The 16245-nt window shown below is 35.2% G+C and carries 16 protein-coding genes; 11 read left to right on the plus strand and 5 right to left on the minus strand.

From position 1 onward, the window contains the following. Positions 1-80: 80 nt before the first annotated feature. The 4 genes from ACIR310F_RS0105495 to ACIR310F_RS0105510 form a co-directional block, all read right to left on the minus strand. Positions 81-809, minus strand: a complete 729-nt coding sequence (locus ACIR310F_RS0105495) for an ABC transporter ATP-binding protein (RefSeq protein WP_028082952.1) — start codon at positions 807-809, stop codon at positions 81-83. Positions 810-893: 84 nt separating this feature from the next. After that, positions 894-1121, minus strand: coding sequence for an indolepyruvate ferredoxin oxidoreductase subunit alpha (locus tag ACIR310F_RS0105500; RefSeq protein WP_028082953.1), 228 nt, complete (start codon positions 1119-1121; stop codon positions 894-896). 39 nt (positions 1122-1160) lie between these two features. After that, positions 1161-2366, minus strand: a complete 1206-nt coding sequence (locus tag ACIR310F_RS0105505; RefSeq protein ID WP_028082954.1) for an ATP phosphoribosyltransferase regulatory subunit — start codon at positions 2364-2366, stop codon at positions 1161-1163. Then, on the minus strand, positions 2366-3298 hold the full coding sequence (locus ACIR310F_RS0105510) for a J domain-containing protein (protein ID WP_028082955.1): 933 nt from the start codon (positions 3296-3298) through the stop codon (positions 2366-2368). Before ACIR310F_RS0105510 ends, ACIR310F_RS0105505 begins: the two co-directional genes overlap by 1 nt. A gap of 314 nt (positions 3299-3612) precedes the next feature. Here ACIR310F_RS0105510 and ACIR310F_RS21650 point away from each other — a divergent pair, with 314 nt between their 5' ends. From ACIR310F_RS21650 to ACIR310F_RS0105570, 11 genes are all read left to right on the plus strand, one after another. Next, positions 3613-3978 (plus strand): CTB family bacteriocin, encoded by a 366-nt coding sequence (locus ACIR310F_RS21650; protein ID WP_035367662.1) that lies wholly within the window; start codon positions 3613-3615, stop codon positions 3976-3978. A gap of 149 nt (positions 3979-4127) precedes the next feature. Beyond that, positions 4128-4499, plus strand: coding sequence for a hypothetical protein (locus ACIR310F_RS23530; protein WP_051289481.1), 372 nt, complete (start codon positions 4128-4130; stop codon positions 4497-4499). A 127-nt stretch (positions 4500-4626) separates the two neighbouring features. After that, positions 4627-6777, plus strand: a complete 2151-nt coding sequence (locus tag ACIR310F_RS0105525; protein WP_028082956.1) for a peptidase domain-containing ABC transporter — start codon at positions 4627-4629, stop codon at positions 6775-6777. Between the two features lie 138 nt (positions 6778-6915). Continuing rightward, positions 6916-8319 (plus strand): HlyD family secretion protein, encoded by a 1404-nt coding sequence (locus ACIR310F_RS0105535; RefSeq protein ID WP_028082957.1) that lies wholly within the window; start codon positions 6916-6918, stop codon positions 8317-8319. A 222-nt stretch (positions 8320-8541) separates the two neighbouring features. Further along, a complete protein-coding gene (locus tag ACIR310F_RS21660) occupies positions 8542-9201 on the plus strand; it encodes a hypothetical protein (RefSeq protein ID WP_051289482.1) in 660 nt (219 codons plus the stop codon). 523 nt (positions 9202-9724) lie between these two features. Next, positions 9725-10402: a response regulator gene (locus ACIR310F_RS0105545; RefSeq protein ID WP_028082958.1), complete on the plus strand. Its 678-nt coding sequence runs from the start codon at positions 9725-9727 to the stop codon at positions 10400-10402. A 72-nt stretch (positions 10403-10474) separates the two neighbouring features. After that, positions 10475-11368, plus strand: coding sequence for a sensor histidine kinase (locus tag ACIR310F_RS21665; protein ID WP_051289483.1), 894 nt, complete (start codon positions 10475-10477; stop codon positions 11366-11368). A 116-nt stretch (positions 11369-11484) separates the two neighbouring features. Further along, positions 11485-12441, plus strand: coding sequence for a ribonuclease Z (locus tag ACIR310F_RS0105555; RefSeq protein ID WP_028082959.1), 957 nt, complete (start codon positions 11485-11487; stop codon positions 12439-12441). A 53-nt stretch (positions 12442-12494) separates the two neighbouring features. Beyond that, positions 12495-12971, plus strand: coding sequence for a thioredoxin-dependent thiol peroxidase (bcp, locus tag ACIR310F_RS0105560; RefSeq protein WP_028082960.1), 477 nt, complete (start codon positions 12495-12497; stop codon positions 12969-12971). A 175-nt stretch (positions 12972-13146) separates the two neighbouring features. Then, complete coding sequence (locus ACIR310F_RS0105565) at positions 13147-13773, plus strand: restriction endonuclease subunit R (protein WP_028082961.1); 627 nt, start codon at positions 13147-13149, stop codon at positions 13771-13773. A 13-nt stretch (positions 13774-13786) separates the two neighbouring features. Then, positions 13787-14956: an IscS subfamily cysteine desulfurase gene (locus ACIR310F_RS0105570; RefSeq protein WP_028082962.1), complete on the plus strand. Its 1170-nt coding sequence runs from the start codon at positions 13787-13789 to the stop codon at positions 14954-14956. A 128-nt stretch (positions 14957-15084) separates the two neighbouring features. Here the strand turns inward: ACIR310F_RS0105570 and ACIR310F_RS21670 are convergent. Beyond that, the coding region (locus ACIR310F_RS21670) for a DNA methyltransferase (RefSeq protein WP_231387399.1) at positions 15085-16245 on the minus strand (1161 nt) is incomplete at its 5' end.

Here is a 16245-nt window from a genome sequence, read left to right on the forward strand (position 1 = left end):
TCATATTCCCTAATCTTACTTATTATTGAGTAATCTCTCTTCTTTGCGCCTCTGCGCCTCTGCGTGAGAGAAAAAAATTATTAATGTCTTTTCCCAGCACCTAAATATAACTCTCCCACTTTTGGATCATGTAATAATTCTCTACCAAGTCCTGAGATAGCGTCTTTTCCTGATTCTAACACATAACCTCGGTCTGCCATTTCTAAAGCTTTACGGGCATTTTGCTCTACTAAAACTATAGCAGTTCCCGATTGGCTAATTTCCTTAATTTGCTCAAATACCTGACTTACCAAAATGGGAGATAATGCGGCTGAAGGTTCATCTAAGAGTAGTAAACTAGGTTCTAACATTAATGCTTTCCCCATGGCTAACATTTGTCTTTCTCCTCCAGAAAGAGTCCCCGCTCGTTGACGCAAGCGATCGCTCAATCTCGGAAACATATTGTATATTTTATCTTTAAGGGGTTTTAATGGGATATTTCTGACAAAAGCCCCCATTTCTAAATTTTCATCTATGGTTAAAGAGGGGAAAACATTAGCAATTTGCGGAACATAGGACATACCTTTTTCTACAATTTGATTGGATTTTAAACCTACCAAGTTCTGATTTTTAAAGGTAATTTTTCCGGTGTGGGGTGTTAATAGTCCAAAAATAGTTTTGATTAATGTTGATTTACCCGCACCATTGGGACCAATTACTGTTACCAATTCCCCATTTGCTACGTGGAAGTTGATACCTTGTAAAATGTCTACATCTTTAATATATCCTGCATGGACATTTTCTACTTTTAATAAATAGTTATTTGTCATTTGTTCGTTGTTATTTGTCGGTTGTTATTTGTTATTTGTCAGTTGTCAGTTGTTTTTCTTTTACCACTGACCACTGACCCATGACTATTTTGGGGTTTTTTGCAATTCTGGTCTTTCTTCCGCCAAAATCGCATTTTCTACCGGACAAACTTGGAGACAGATGCCACAATCAATACAAGTAGCAAAATCAATCCAGTACCAATCTGTGCCTTTGACGTTTTTCCCTGGACCTTCATGAATACAAGCTACAGGACAAGCACTTACGCAGTCAGCAACTCCTTCACAAACGTCTGTAACAATACTATGTGGCATTTTTCCCATTCCTCCTCTTTTTTGTCCGTTATTATTGACTTATGATCCTGCTTCAATGGTATGAGAACCATCAGTTTTAATCCAAGCAATTTTGGTAATGGAGCGATCGCTTGCATATTGACGAATCGCGCTTACATCTCTCCCGCCCAAGTCTATTTCTACTCTCAATAACTCAGGATTGTTACGCAATTTTTCCGCATAATCAAAAGCCGCAGCTTCAGCACCAGGAGTTTCTGGAACTACCAACCAATGACTCGCGGGGATATTCTGGGGTAATTGCTGATTAAATGAGAGAACTTGGTATAAATCATCAATACTCAGTTCAAAGCCGATACCGGGAATACTTTCACTCCGGGGATGATATAAACCTAGTAATTGGTCATAGCGACCACCTCTTCCTAAAACTTGTGCCTGAAAATTTGTATCACTCACTACTTCAAATACAATACCTGTGTAGTAGTCAATGGTTTGAATTAGGCTTAAATCAACGATTAAGGGGAATTTACCCTCTAGTAATTCTACTAGGAATTTTAGATTATTTATTGCTTCGTGCTGGTCTGGTTCGAGATCTAAACTACTGACTTTTTCTAAAACCTCTTGACTATCACCCCGCAGATCCAACATGATTTTAGCCCGCTGGTGTAGTTCTTCCCCCAGAGGCAAGGTATCAAGAGTTACATAATCTAAATGAGCGATCGCAGTACGGACTTGATTTCTAATTTCCGGGGGAAAAGCATTAAACAGGGAGCGAGTAATTCCCGCTTCCCCTAGAATTAACCGCCACCCTTGTAAATCCAATGCTGTGAAACAATCTGCTACTAACAGCAGTACTTCCGCATTAGCTAATAATCCTCCCGCACCCAGTAACTCCACCCCAGCTTGATAATACTCTTGCTGACGATTATGGCGGCCTTCCCAATTGGGACGAAACACATTAGCATTGTAATATAATCGCTGGGGATAGGTGGCATCTGTCATGCGAGTTACCACTGTCCGGGCGATAGAGGCCGTCAATTCTGGACGCAATCCCAATTCTTCATTTTGACCATTTTGGAGTTGAATCACCATCTGACGCTGAATTGCTTCACCGGCCATCAAGGTATCCATTCTTTCCAGGGTTGAGGTGATAATCCTGTGATATCCCCAACGCTGAAATACTTGTTCTAATCTATCTTCAATCCAGCGTTTTTGCGCTACATCTAAAGGTAATAGATCCCTGGCTCCCGCTGCTGGTTGATACACCATTATTTTTTCTTCCCACCAAACAAACCGCCAAACAAACCGCCTTTTCCAGACTTATCTGGTTGCTTCTCTTCATTTTTAGAAGAGGAAGTCCCTTGAGAACCACTGTTGGTAATTCCTAAAGCCTTATCTACCTTGGGTTTCCATTCCAAAGCTATTTTATCCTTGGGATTTAACTTCAGAGCGTTATCAAAGTGAATTTTTGCCATTTTCAGTTGATTTTGCTTTAAATATACCATTGCCATTAAGCTATGGCAATGACTATTTCTTGGCTCTAATTTTAAGGCATCCTGTAATTCTACTGTGGCTTGGGACAATTGGTCTATTTCTAGTAAATTTTGAGCGCGACGCAGGTATTTTTCTGTTAACGATTCTCCTTTTAATGGTAGAGTCTGAGTTGACGGTAATTTTTGACCAGGATTATGAGGCTGATTAGATGGAGGTTTAGTTATTTTCCGTCCTGATGTCCGCATCAGGTAAACTAGATTTAACTCACTAATTTCACCGATAATTTTGTGTGCTTGTTGTAAATCATTAAATTGAGTTTCAGCAATTTGGGCGATCGCTTTTTGATATGACACACTAACATTAGCGGCCGCTAACAATTCTTTGGCTGATTGGGTCTCAACCTTGATTGATGCTGCTTCCTGTGCCAATCGCTTACCCATTTGTGACAAAATTGATAGATATTCCCGACGGTTTTTTTCTCCAGACAATTTCTGATAAGCCGGGTTAACTAGTTTTGATAACAGACTATTAGCTATCTCCTTTTCTAAGTCACCCAGCAAATGAGAACTATCTGGGTGCAATATCCGAACAATTTGCAAATAACGTTGACGAATTTCTTTAAATTCAGCATCAATTGTTACACATAGAACGGCGTAATGATCTATGAAATTATCGCTAAATAATCCAGAATTTATTTTTAAAGACATTGTTATAGGTGCTGCACCGACGCATATTTTTCTAGTTTACAGGGAATAACGGCAAGTTTTAAATCTAGTCATCACCAAAAATTTGAACCAGAGAAACTGTGGTGCGGACACATATTTAATAAACCCCACCCCCAACCCCCTCCCCGCAAGCGAGGAGGGGGCTATGATTTACTTTGTTTAAGTGGATAATGCCATGTTGATAGGAAATCATAGCAGAAATTTTTTATTTAGTGAACATAATTGAGTCAAATTGGCGTGTATTTTTCGGCAATATTTAGTTCTAAATTTGGTAATTAAGTTTGCACAAAATGAGAATGAATTATCTAATTAATCCTCGATATTCTATTAACAAGCGAGGGGGAAAACAGCAACCGAGCAGTAAACAACCCCCAGCAATAATTCAAATCAAGGAGAATTTAGTCATGTCTACTTTATTTACCGCAGTATCTGTTGAACAACAAGAAATCGTAGCTGGTGGTTTTGATCTTGCAGTCTATGGCACTGCTTTTAGTGGTACAGCTACTGAGCAATTAGGTGGTGCTAGTTCAGGCTTCTTAGGTAGCACTGCTGTAGGTGGGCAAAAAGTTCTGAGCGTCAATAGTGCTGCTCAGACTGTTCTAGCAGCTAATGCCCCTGCCAACTTAGTAGTACCCGTAACAACCGTACCAAATAGACTTTAAGTAGGTAGTTAGAAATATTCTACCTGTTAAAGAGAAGTGGTAAAAGACAATAAAAACATAGGATCATTTAATAGTATTTAATGATCGTTGAGATTTTACTCATAGCACTTCTCGTAACAAATTGGAGAAAGATTTATGTATCACAGAAAATGATACATAAATCTTATTTTTTAGAAGCAAGAGGTTTTACCATGTCTGATCATATAGAAATAGAAAACTCCGACCTGTTCATAAATTTATCAGAAAAAGAACAAGAGTCTATATCTGGGGGTAGGTCATCATCTTTACCCTTGGAAATGTCTTATATGTTCTACCAAAATACAAATATATACACTAGAGGAAGTAATGAAATGAATATTTCTCAAGGAGACTCTAGCGGATATGTCAGAAATGAAACTGAATATCAATTTTCTCAAACAACCTTTATTTTATCTTCATTATTTGGTGGAGGTGGTGGCCGTCGTCGCAATAGGAGAAAAAGAGGTAATAGCTTCTTAGCGAGTATATTTAATTTTTTCTAGCACAAAAATAGAACCAGGATCAGATAATTTTATATTCTACTATTCGGATTATATTTACCAGTGTTTACTACTAATTCAATAGAAATAAAAATAATATATTTTGATTCTTTTCTATGGTTATTTATTTATGAAACTGCAATTTGTTAAACAACATAGTGAAGAAGATTGTGGTGCAGCTTGTTTAGCTACAATATCCAAATATTATGGTCGTAATTTTACCCTCAGTCGCATTCGGGAAGTGGTCGGAACTGGACAATTTGGAACTACTTTATTAGGGTTAAGACGAGGTGCAGAAAGCCTGGGTTTTAAAGTTAGTCCAGTCAAAACATCGTCGGAAATAATTAATCGAATGAATGAAGCTCCCTTACCAGCAATTATTCACTGGAAAGGAAATCATTGGGTTGTTTTATACGGTAAAAAAGGCAAAAATTTTGTCATTGCAGATCCGGGAGTCGGGGTTCGTCATCTTTCTCAAAAAGATTTAATTGATGGTTGGAAAGATTGGTTAATTCTCTTACTAGAACCAGATCCTATTCGCTTTTTTGAACAAGAAAGTGATAAAACAGGTGGCTTTTGGCGTTTCTTTCGACGAGTTTGGATTTATCGGGCTATTTTAGTCCAAGTTCTACCTTTAAATTTGATCTTGGGTTTGTTATCTTTAGCTTCTCCTTTCTTATTACAAATTCTCACTGATGATGTGTTAGTTAGAGGTGACACAAAATTACTAACTACTGTAGCGATTTCTGTAGTAGTTATGAATTTTGTTTCTAATAGCCTTTCCTTTGTCCAATCTAACCTAATTGCTAACTTTGCTCAACGCTTACAATTAGGTCTAGTTTTAGATTTTGGTAGACAAATTTTGCGTTTACCTTTAAGTTATTACGAAGCTCGACGCAGTGGTGAAATAGTTAGTAGGTTGCAAGATATTGAACAAATTAATCAATTAGTGGCTCAATTGGTTGTTACCTTACCCAGCCGATTTTTTATTGCGTTGATTTCTCTAGGCTTGATGATTTTTTATAGCTGGAAATTAACCGGAATAGCATTATTAATCTCGGTAATAATGACATTATCAACTATTATTTTTCAGCCAAGTTTACAACACAAAACTCGTGAACTTTTAGTTCAAGAAGCGGAAACCCAAGGGGTTTTAGTCGAAACTTTTAAAGGAGCATTAACTCTCAAAACAACTACCTCAGCACCCCAATTTTTAGATGAATTAGAAAGCCGTTTTATTCGTCTAGCTAATCTCATGTTTCGCACTATCCAAATTGGCATCATTAATAATACTTTTTCTGGTTTTATTTCTGCTATTGGTGGTGTTATTTTACTTTGGTTCGGTGGCTATTTAGTAATTAATCCCGCTGAAAATCTCAGTATTGGTAAATTACTAGCATTTAACTCTATGAATGGGAATTTTTTGGGTTTAATTGGTACAGTTATTGGCTTTGTTGAAGAATTTACCCGTGCGAAAACTGCAACCCAACGTTTAACAGAAGTTATTGATGCTACTCCAGAAAATGAAGATTATGGCAAAAAACCTGTTGCGAAAATTCCCGAAAATGCTAATATTTTTTGTAAGAATTTGAAGTTTCACTATGCAGGAAGAATTGACTTTTTAGAAGGTTTTTCTTTAACAATTCCTGGTGGTCAAGTTGTGGCTTTAATTGGTAAATCTGGATGTGGTAAAAGTACCTTAGCTAAATTAATAGCTGGGTTATATCCTCTGCAATCTGGTAATATCCAAATTGGAATTTATAACCTTCAAGACCTTTCTTTAGAATGTCTGCGTCAACAAGTGGTTCTTGTTCCCCAGGATGCTCATTTTTGGAGTCGTTCTATTATTGATAATTTTCGATTAGGAGCGCCTCATGTTAGCTTTGAGCAGATTGTTCAAGCTTGTCAAATTTCTGGTGCTGATGAATTTATCAATAAGTTACCGGAAACATATCAAACTATTTTAGGAGAATTTGGTGCTAATATTTCTGGTGGACAAAGACAAAGATTAGCTATAGCTAGAGCCATTGTTACAGACCCACCAATTTTGATTTTAGATGAATCTACTGGTGGACTTGATCCAGTTAGTGAAGCCCAAGTTTTAGATCAATTATTTAAACATCGTCGAGGGAAAACAACTATTTTAATTACTCACAGACCTAAAGTAATTAATCGGGCTGACTGGATTGTTTTGATAGATCAAGGTAGGTTGAAATTAGAGGGTTCTTTAGAGGATTTACGCACTAAACCCGGAGATCATTTAGATTTTCTAATTCCTTAATTCCCCTTGTATTTATCCCCTTGTTTGTAACCTGGGGAAATGACTCCCTTACCCTTGTTAAGGAGAGGTTTAGGGAGGGGTAAAACCATCTGCTATTTGTGATAGGAATCCTATATATTATTCATCCTTTAGATAATCATGCTTTACACTCATGATCAAGAATTTAATTCTGTAATTGGCACTGATAATTCACTTCCAGCTATAAGTATTTGGACATCTTTAGCAGGTGTATTTCTAATTGGAACTGTTATGACTGGTATTTATTTATCTTCATGGGTGAAATATAATGTCACCGTAAAAGCTAATGCTATTGTTCGTCCCATAGGTGAAACTCGTGTGGTGCAATCAAAGGTAGAAGGGACTATTAAAACTATCTTAGTCAAGGAAAATCAAATTGTTAAACAAGGAGAAGTAATAGCCATTTTAGATACTGAACAATTGCTGATTAAAAAAAGTCAATTAGAAGAAAATATCAACCAAAATAAATTACAAATTTTACAAATTTATGCTCAAAACCGAACTTTAAATAATCAAATAATGGCTGAAAAAAAAGTCATACAAAGGGTTGTTACTTCCGCTAAAGAAGATTTGTTAAAAAATCAAAGGGAATATGAGGAGCGAAAGGTTAATACTGAAGGTGAATTAATAACAGCCCAGCTAAATATTCAAAAACAATTAGTAGATTTACAAAAAGCTGAAGCTGACTTAGAATTTGCAAAAGTAGATCGTGATCGCTATCAACAATTGGCAGAAATGGGGGTAATTAGTAACCGAGAATTTGAGCAAAAACAGCTAATTGTTCAACAAACGACGTTAACACTAGAAACTGTAAAAAAAGCTGTTGATATCGCTAATATCAAACTGAAATTAAATAAAGCTGCAATTAATCCAACTACAGCAATGATGAATATGGCACAAGAACGTATTGCTCAAGAAATTGCTAAAGGTGAAGCAAATATAGCTGCTTTAAATAAAGAACGGGTAGGCTTAATTCAGCGGTTGGTTGAAATACAAACTCAAATCAAACAATTACAAAAAGAACTTCAACAGCTAGAAAATCAGCGAAAAAATAGCAGTATTATTGCTACTAGCAATGGGATTATTTTGAAACTAAATTTACGAAATTCTGGACAAGTTGTTCGCGCTGGTGAATCTATTGCTGAGATTGTACCTGAGGATCGTACTTCTTTAGTAATTAAAGCTCTCATTCCTAGCGCGGAAATTAATAAAATTGCTGTTGGTCAAAAAGCACAACTTCGTGTTGATGCTTGTCCATATCCTGATTATGGAACTGCTAAGGGCGTTGTTAAAACGATTTCTCCTGATGCAATTACATCTCCAAGCAAAGATACAAATACTGTAATTTCTCCTGGTGCTAACTACTTTGAAGCTACAATTAAACCCGAAAAAAGTTCATTTGGAAATAATGATCGTCAGTGTTTTCTTCAGTCAGGGATGAATGGTACAGCCGATATTATTTCTAAGGAAGAAACAGTATTACAATTTATGTTAAGAAAAGCCAGATTGATTGCTGATTTGTGATTAGCTAACCAAGAAGTAGCGACATTTCATCAAACCTCTCTACAAGGGTTATAAAAAACATACAGCAAATTTCAGGTTTATGAAGTACCACAAAGATCTCATCCTAACTTTCCACTTTCCTCAGAGGGAACAATCTCTCCCCCATTTACAAGAGGGAACAATCTCCTCCTTTTGTCAGGGGGGACTAAGGGGAGTAATTTCTAATTTAACTAAGTCATAATCATGATTAAGTTTATGACATCTGAGCCAAGAATTAAGCAAGCCTTACAGTGGTGGTTTTATAGGGAATTTCTCAAACTATTTCTAGAATCTGAAAAAGTCCGTGATGATTTATTACAGGAATCTTTTACAATCCGACGTAATTTAGATTTATTAGTTATGGATAAACTAAGTTTATCAGTGACAGAAATTCAGTCCTATATCAACAAAATTGATAACTTTCATCATTCTTTAGTACAATTGAGCGATCGCTTATGTCCGATATCTATTCAAGATAGTTTACCCTTATGTATTGAGTGTTTACTAGAACCTTGGATTAACTCCTATCCCCATCTAGATTTTCAGGTGAATATGCCAATTTCCTGGAGAATTGAAGAACCTGAATGTAGTTGGACAATTTTAAGGGTTTTAGAAGAATTACTCAGAATAACTTTACCAGAAACAGAAATTTTACTCCCGATTTATATTCATGTAACTCTCAAACAAATAGGAAGTATAGCACTATTGGCTGTAAAAATTTCCTATCCTGATCTGTCTACTTTGATTTTTTATTCCCATTTACCAGAATTAGAATATATTTACGATATCTTTAAATTCCTAATATCGGGTAAATGCTCCTACTTTCACAAGAATTTGATGTCAACTTGGCATTTTTATTGGTAAGTAATTTGACCTGAATAATTGTCATTTTTAAAAATAAAAATGTACTCATACAAGAGGAAATAGTTTTTGTGGTTACTAGACCTTTTTCTTATATACTTTGTTTTTAAAGTTATTATGTTTAATTATTTTATATTAAGTAGTTTACCCAGCGATTCTTCCTTGTATACAAGGAAATATTAAGCACAATAATCACAGTTTTAGTAATGGTTTTATGTGGTTTAGGTTTCTTGATATAGTTAAATTTGTTGATCACAATCCAATTACTTAATAGCTTGCATAGCATCAGATACTATATCTCTCAAAACTGTGATTAAGACTAATTTATTATTAAATGGAGATAATTTTTATAGTAATAAATATACCTAGTAATCTTAGCATTTTTTAAGAGTTTTTAGTATAGTGAGGGGTCATACCCCTCATAGTAAATCATTGATAGGTAATAGAATCTAGTAAAAAGCAATTGATAGTAGTAGATAGCAATCGAAATTTGTTAAGTGTGTAAATATGGAGACAATGATTAGATATGAAACAAGTTTTATCAAAAAAATCAAGTTTAAAATTTATGGTCATTGATGATCACGAATCAGTTTTAAATGGAACAGTTGAAATACTACGAAAAAACTATCCTAATGCTCAACTTAATATTGCTACAAATGCTAGTCATGCTTTAGAGGAAATTGCTATCTGTCAACCTGATTTGCTAGTTATGGATCTTTCCATACCTGAAAAATTAGAAATGACAGCGCGAGTTGATATAGGTATTCAATTTCTGAAAGTTTTGATGGAAAATTATTCTCATCTAAATCTTGTTGTTCAAAGCGCTCACGTGAAAACATTAGTGCGTATTCGTCCTTATATTGATAATCATCAAGGAGGCTTTACTGTCGCTGATAAAAGTCTTTCTACCGCAGAAATGTTAACTAGAGTTGATTGGGCATTACAGGGATTAACTCACACAAAAGATATTAAAGGAATACACTCAGGGTTAGAGATAAAACCAGAGTGGTTGCAAGTGCTGAACCTAGCTTTTGAACAAGGATTACAAGATAAAGTAATTGCTAAAAATATGTGTATATCTGAACGTATGGTACGTCATTATTGGAGTAAGTTACAAGACGCTTTAAGCATTTACCCAGAAGAAGGTAAAAACATCCGTATTCAAACAGAAATCAAAGCTAGAGAAGAAGGATTAATTGATTAACTAACAAATAAAGTTAGTAAAATTAATCAGGTGTTTTCCATAATTAAGTTATTAATACTGGAAGATCAGCTTATGCAAACCCAAATCTTTAAAAGATTCCCAAAAAAACCTTGTTTTGTTTCTGGGGAAAAGTTAGCAGGAATTATCATTACTATTTTTAGTTTAGAGTTCATCAGCTATTTTTTTTTAATTTGGGATTCATCAGATTCTCTGATTTCAGCAATGTTTATTCTAGTTATAAATTGCATTATGCTTATAGCTTTATGTTATTACAACAAAGCTTTGAAGTCCATAGTGAAAGCACGTCAAAATCTAATTGAACTGAAAATAGAAACTATTCATAATGGACCATTACAAAGTTTAGCTAAAGTTTTAAAAATAGTCAAAGGACAGGATTTACCAGTTAATAAATTACTACCTTTAATAGAAAAAGAACTTGAAGAATTAAATCAAGAACTACGAGGAATGTATGAATTTTGGCAACAAGAAACTCTTAACCAAAATACCAGCCTTTATCTAGGAAACAATCTAGTCATAGATTTGCGAAACCCTTTACATGAAATTCTCTATCAAGTTTATAGCTACACCTTAGATCGAGATTTTCCCTGCTTTAAAACTCTCAAACTAAAAATTCACAATTTTGAACCTATCCATGACAACAATTTAAGTATTGAAAATAAACGAGGAGTTTGCCGATTTTTAGAAGAAGCCTTGTGTAATGTTGGTAAACACGCCACAGAAATCACCTGTTTACAAGTTAGTTATTCTATATCTCAAGGACGTTACACTCTCAGTATTTTGGATAATGGTTTAGGAACTTATTCATCAAGAGAAGGTTGGGGAACAAAACAATTTAAAAAATTAGCACAACAAATTAAAGGTAAATTTAGACGAGTTTCTCTTTATCCTCAAGGTACTCTTTGTGAGTTATCTTGGCCTTTGCCAAGTTCTTTTTGGTGGCAATAAAAATTGCTATTTTTAGAAAATATTCATATTCTGATTTTTCCAATAGCTAACTTTGCCAATACTGTGCCAAGATAGATAATCGAGAACGATAAGCAAAAGGAAAGCTAAAAAACGCCGTGCAAATTACATTCTTAGGGACGAGTTCTGGTGTACCTACAAAATCACGCAATGTTTCCAGCGTGGCGCTGAGGTTGCCACAACGGGCAGAATTGTGGTTATTTGACTGTGGAGAGGGAACTCAGCATCAAATTTTGCGAAGTGAATTAAAAATTAGCCAACTATCCCGAATTTTCGTCACCCATATGCACGGTGATCATATTTTTGGCTTAATGGGATTACTTGCTAGTTGCGGTTTAGCCGGTAATGTAGATAAAATTGATATCTACGGTCCATCGGGCTTAAACGAGTATTTGCAAGCTGCTTCCCGTTACTCCCACACTCACTTTTCTTACCCCATTAAAGTGCATACTGTCCAACCAGGGGTAATTTATGAGGATGAGGAATTTACTGTTACTTGTGGTCTTTTACATCACCGTATTCCCGCTTTTGGCTATCGAGTAGCAGAAAAAGATAGAACCGGACGTTTTGATATAGACAAAGCCAAGTCCTTAGAAATTCCTTCTGGTCCAATCTATGGTAAACTTAAACGCGGTGAAACAGTTACACTAGAAGATGGAAGAGTAATTAATGGTAGTGAACTATGTGGACCAATAGAAATTGGACGAAAAATTGCCTATTGTACAGATACAGTTTATTGTGAGGGTGCGGTGCAACTAGCTCTTGATGCAGACGTATTAATTCACGAAGCTACTTTTGCTCATCAAGATTCAGACATGGCATTTCAAAGACTCCACTCTACGACTACAATGGCTGCACAAACAGCTTATGGTGCGGGAGTTCATAAACTAATTATGACTCATTTTAGTCCGCGTTATGCTCCAGGAAATAGCATTGAATTAAAAGACTTACTAAAAGAAGCACGGGCAATTTTTCCTAAAACAATTATGGCTCATGATTTTATGGTTTATGATGTCCCTCGTAGACGAGAAATTGATTTAAATGTCAGTGAATAATTTCCCTATTATTCAATAATTTTCAATTATCCCTAATTTTTCCTAGACTAATTATGAACAATATTCCCCAAATTGGACAACCTGCACCTGATTTTTCTACCCCAGACCAAAATAATCATCTAGTCAATCTTGCTGATATAAATCAGTGGACAGTTCTCTATTTTTACCCTAAAGATAATACACCAGGCTGCACCACCGAAGCACAAGACTTTACAGAATTATCCTCCAAATTTACCGCAGCAGGGGCAAAAATCATCGGTGTTAGTCCAGATTCTGCCGCATCTCATTGTAAATTTATAGACAAACACAATTTATCAATTACCCTATTAACTGATCCTGAACATCAATTAATAGAAGCCTATGGTGCATGGCGTTTAAAGAAGTTTATGGGTAAAGAATATATGGGAGTTGCCCGTTCAACTTTCCTAATTTCACCTGATAAGATTATCGCCTACGTTTGGCCTAATGTCAAAACAAAAGGTCATGCCGAATCTGTACTCAAAAAAATCAAGGAATTAGCAGCTATTTAAAGTTTTATGGTCTGATTTGTCATATTTTGTTGATATAGCTGTGATTTCTCACCATTAGATATTTGATTTTCCAAATGTTAATTAATTTAAACTTTACTTTACTGAATTATGTTAATGAAATAATATAACCATTCCCACCCTATACAATAGGAATATCAATTCTATTCTTTGTATTATGGTTCAATTCATCCAAGCGCAAAATACAGGCACTGCCTATTTAGAAGCAAGATTTAGTCTAGAACAAACCGACAATGAAGCATTTTTTCCTGAATGGTTAGAAAATTTGCCAGAAATCTCTGATTTAGAAAAACAATATCTAGACAAAGTAAAATTGCATTTTCTCCGATTAGCTAAATATCCTCCTTTATCGGAAGAAACAGTCAAGTTAGTAGTTTTATCTCCCTTACTGAGTTTAGCTGGATTTTATGATGAACCTTTCTTTATTAGAAGTGAATCATCAATAGAAATCGCAGTCGAAAATGAAGACGAAGTTATCAGAGGTAAAATTGATGTTTTAGTTATCCAACAACAATTATGGTTATTGGTAATTGAATCTAAAAAACCTACTTTTTCTCTCTTAGAAGCCATACCTCAAGCACTTACTTATATGCTGGCTAATCCTCATCCTACAAAAGCTCTATTTGGATTGGTAATGAATGGAAGTGATTTTATTTTTATCAAATTTTCGCAAATTAATCAAGCCCAATACGCTTTGTCTGATCAATTTACACTCTTGAAGCGAGAAAACGAACTTTATCAAGTTTTCCGAATCTTAAAAAAACTAGGTCAAATTTTGAATTAACTGTGAATTAATTATGTCCAGTCGTCCTATCTACCTCGATTGTCATGCTACTACCCCCGTTGATGAACGGGTAATGGCTGCTATGATTCCCTACTTTACAGAAAAGTTTGGGAATGCGGCTAGTATTAGCCATATTTACGGTTGGGAATCTGAAGCTGCTGTTAAACAAACACGGGAAATTTTAGCAGCAGCAATTAACGCAACACCAGAGGAAATTGTTTTTACCAGCGGTGCAACGGAAGCGAATAATTTAGCTATTAAAGGTATTGCTGAAGCTTATTTCCAAAAAGGTCAACATATTGTAACTATTGCCACGGAACATAAAGCTGTTTTAGATCCTTGTGAATATTTAAAAAATCTGGGTTTTAATCTCACCGTTTTACCAGTAGAAAAAGATGGATTAATTGACTTAAATCAGTTAGAAAAAGCTTTGCGTGATGATACAATTTTAGTATCTGTAATGGCTGCCAATAATGAAATTGGAGTTTTACAACCAATAGCCGAAATTGGAGAAATGTGTCGTCAACGGCAAATTATTTTGCACACAGACGCAGCCCAAGCTATTGGTAAAATACCTTTAGATGTGGAAAAAATGAATATTGATTTAATGTCTCTCACAGCCCATAAAGTTTATGGACCAAAGGGAATTGGGGCTTTATATGTTCGCAGACGTAACCCAAGAGTTAAACTTGCTTCTCAACAACATGGGGGAGGACATGAAAGAGGAATGCGTTCGGGGACTTTATATACACCGCAAATTGTCGGTTTTGGTAAAGCTGTAGAAATTGCAATAGCTGAACAGGAAACAGAAAATCAACGATTAATAGAATTAAGAGAAAGATTGTGGAAACAGATATCCAATGTCGGAGGAATTTACTTAAATGGACATCCTCAAAAACGATTAGCAGGAAACTTAAATATTAGTGTTGAAGGTGTAGATGGTGCTGCACTTTCTTTAGGTTTACAATCAATAGTAGCTGTATCTTCTGGTTCTGCTTGTTCTTCTAATAATGTTGCCCCTTCCTATGTTTTGAAAGCCTTGGGACATTCAGATAAATTAGCTTATGCTTCCGTGCGATTTGGGATTGGCAGATTTAATACAGTTGAGGAAATTGATCAAGTTGCCCAACAGGTAATTTCTACTGTGCAAGGTTTAAGAAGTGCATCAGTTGTTAGTTGTTAGAAGCAATTATTTTTTGAATTTAGTTGTTGGGAAAGGGGGTTAATAAATTTTTGATTTGTATTTTAATTTGTGGAAAAGATTCTGGGTTAACTGGAACTTTTTCCATATTCATTTATTTTACCTAATTTTCAGGAATGGGAAAATAAATTCCCCTGTTCTCCTATATCTTGATTTTCCCTTTGTGCTTTCTTAAATGTCAATTCTCCCTGTTTCATATCAAAAAACTCTGGTCGTTTTTGTGCTGTTAATAATTCTTCAATAGTTAAAATTTGCACTTTCGCGTAATTTCTGCCATTTCCAGCTTTATAAAAACCTGAAGATGCTGCTTCTTTAATCATTGGTTGACTAGGAGGTGTGAGAGTCACAAACAATCCTATTTCTGCCTTATTTGTCTCCATTGTACCGCGTAAATCTCTAATCATCGCTGGGTTAAGATTTTTCCCACCTTTAACACTGACAATAATCTTTTTCACAGCAGTTTTATTTGATTTTTTGATATCTATTACATCTTCAAAAAATATCAATCCATCAATACCACCATCTGCACCTTTCTTTTTATCTTTATATGGTTGTGCATTCACAAGAGAACAAGCCCACCATTCAAATTGATAAGGATCTCTTGTAAATAAATCCTCTGCTGCTGCTAAATCTTGGGGTGTACCTTCTACTTCAAATTCAATCCCTGGAACTAACTTTTGATTTTTATTTTCATCTTCAATAAATTTGTTAGGAAAGGCATCTCTTAATCGTTTTTCTATTAAAGCAATTGCTAAATGAGTGATATCAATACCGATCCAATTTCTCCCTAAATTTTCTGCTGCGTGGATAGCTGTACCACATCCACAAAAGGGATCAAGGACAATATCATTTTTATTACTACTAGCTTGGATAATTCTTTCTAATAAAGATAAAGGTTTTTGAGTAGGATATCCTAACCGTTCTTTAGCTTGAGAAGAAACAGGTTTAATATCACTAATTATATCTTGAATCTGTGTACCTGGAGCTTCATCTAAATATCTCTTATATTGTGGTACTTGCCCTTTCACTGGCCAGTAGATTAGATTATTAGCATCTAGAATATCTAGTTTTTCTTGTGTTGATAGTGACTTAGAATTACCATTAATTAAGCTTTCAATTGCTTTGACAGGTAATGCCCAGTGACGACCAACATCTGTAGGGTTAATACCACGCCAAGGTTTACCTGAATCACCTTTTCTGATACCTGCTGCTGTTAACGTTACCAGCCGATAAAACCCTTTATCATCTTCAAATCTATAAAAGTCTTTAAT

It is taken from the genome of Dolichospermum circinale AWQC310F (genome assembly GCF_000426925.1).
In the GTDB taxonomy this organism is placed as follows: Bacteria; Cyanobacteriota; Cyanobacteriia; order Cyanobacteriales; family Nostocaceae; genus Dolichospermum; species Dolichospermum circinale.

Excerpts from the sequence above, each read along its gene's own strand:
- ACIR310F_RS0105495 (WP_028082952.1), bottom strand. The coding sequence starts at position 809 with ATGACAAATAACTATTTATTAAAAGTAGAAAATGTCCATGCAGGATAT.
- ACIR310F_RS0105500 (WP_028082953.1), bottom strand. The coding sequence starts at position 1,121 with ATGCCACATAGTATTGTTACAGACGTTTGTGAAGGAGTTGCTGACTGC.
- ACIR310F_RS0105505 (WP_028082954.1), bottom strand. The coding sequence starts at position 2,366 with ATGGTGTATCAACCAGCAGCGGGAGCCAGGGATCTATTACCTTTAGAT.
- ACIR310F_RS0105510 (WP_028082955.1), bottom strand. The coding sequence starts at position 3,298 with ATGTCTTTAAAAATAAATTCTGGATTATTTAGCGATAATTTCATAGAT.
- ACIR310F_RS21650 (WP_035367662.1), top strand. The coding sequence starts at position 3,613 with ATGAATTATCTAATTAATCCTCGATATTCTATTAACAAGCGAGGGGGA.
- ACIR310F_RS23530 (WP_051289481.1), top strand. The coding sequence starts at position 4,128 with ATGATACATAAATCTTATTTTTTAGAAGCAAGAGGTTTTACCATGTCT.
- ACIR310F_RS0105525 (WP_028082956.1), top strand. The coding sequence starts at position 4,627 with ATGAAACTGCAATTTGTTAAACAACATAGTGAAGAAGATTGTGGTGCA.
- ACIR310F_RS0105535 (WP_028082957.1), top strand. The coding sequence starts at position 6,916 with ATGCTTTACACTCATGATCAAGAATTTAATTCTGTAATTGGCACTGAT.
- ACIR310F_RS21660 (WP_051289482.1), top strand. The coding sequence starts at position 8,542 with ATGATTAAGTTTATGACATCTGAGCCAAGAATTAAGCAAGCCTTACAG.
- ACIR310F_RS0105545 (WP_028082958.1), top strand. The coding sequence starts at position 9,725 with ATGAAACAAGTTTTATCAAAAAAATCAAGTTTAAAATTTATGGTCATT.
- ACIR310F_RS21665 (WP_051289483.1), top strand. The coding sequence starts at position 10,475 with ATGCAAACCCAAATCTTTAAAAGATTCCCAAAAAAACCTTGTTTTGTT.
- bcp (WP_028082960.1), top strand. The coding sequence starts at position 12,495 with ATGAACAATATTCCCCAAATTGGACAACCTGCACCTGATTTTTCTACC.
- ACIR310F_RS0105565 (WP_028082961.1), top strand. The coding sequence starts at position 13,147 with ATGGTTCAATTCATCCAAGCGCAAAATACAGGCACTGCCTATTTAGAA.
- ACIR310F_RS0105570 (WP_028082962.1), top strand. The coding sequence starts at position 13,787 with ATGTCCAGTCGTCCTATCTACCTCGATTGTCATGCTACTACCCCCGTT.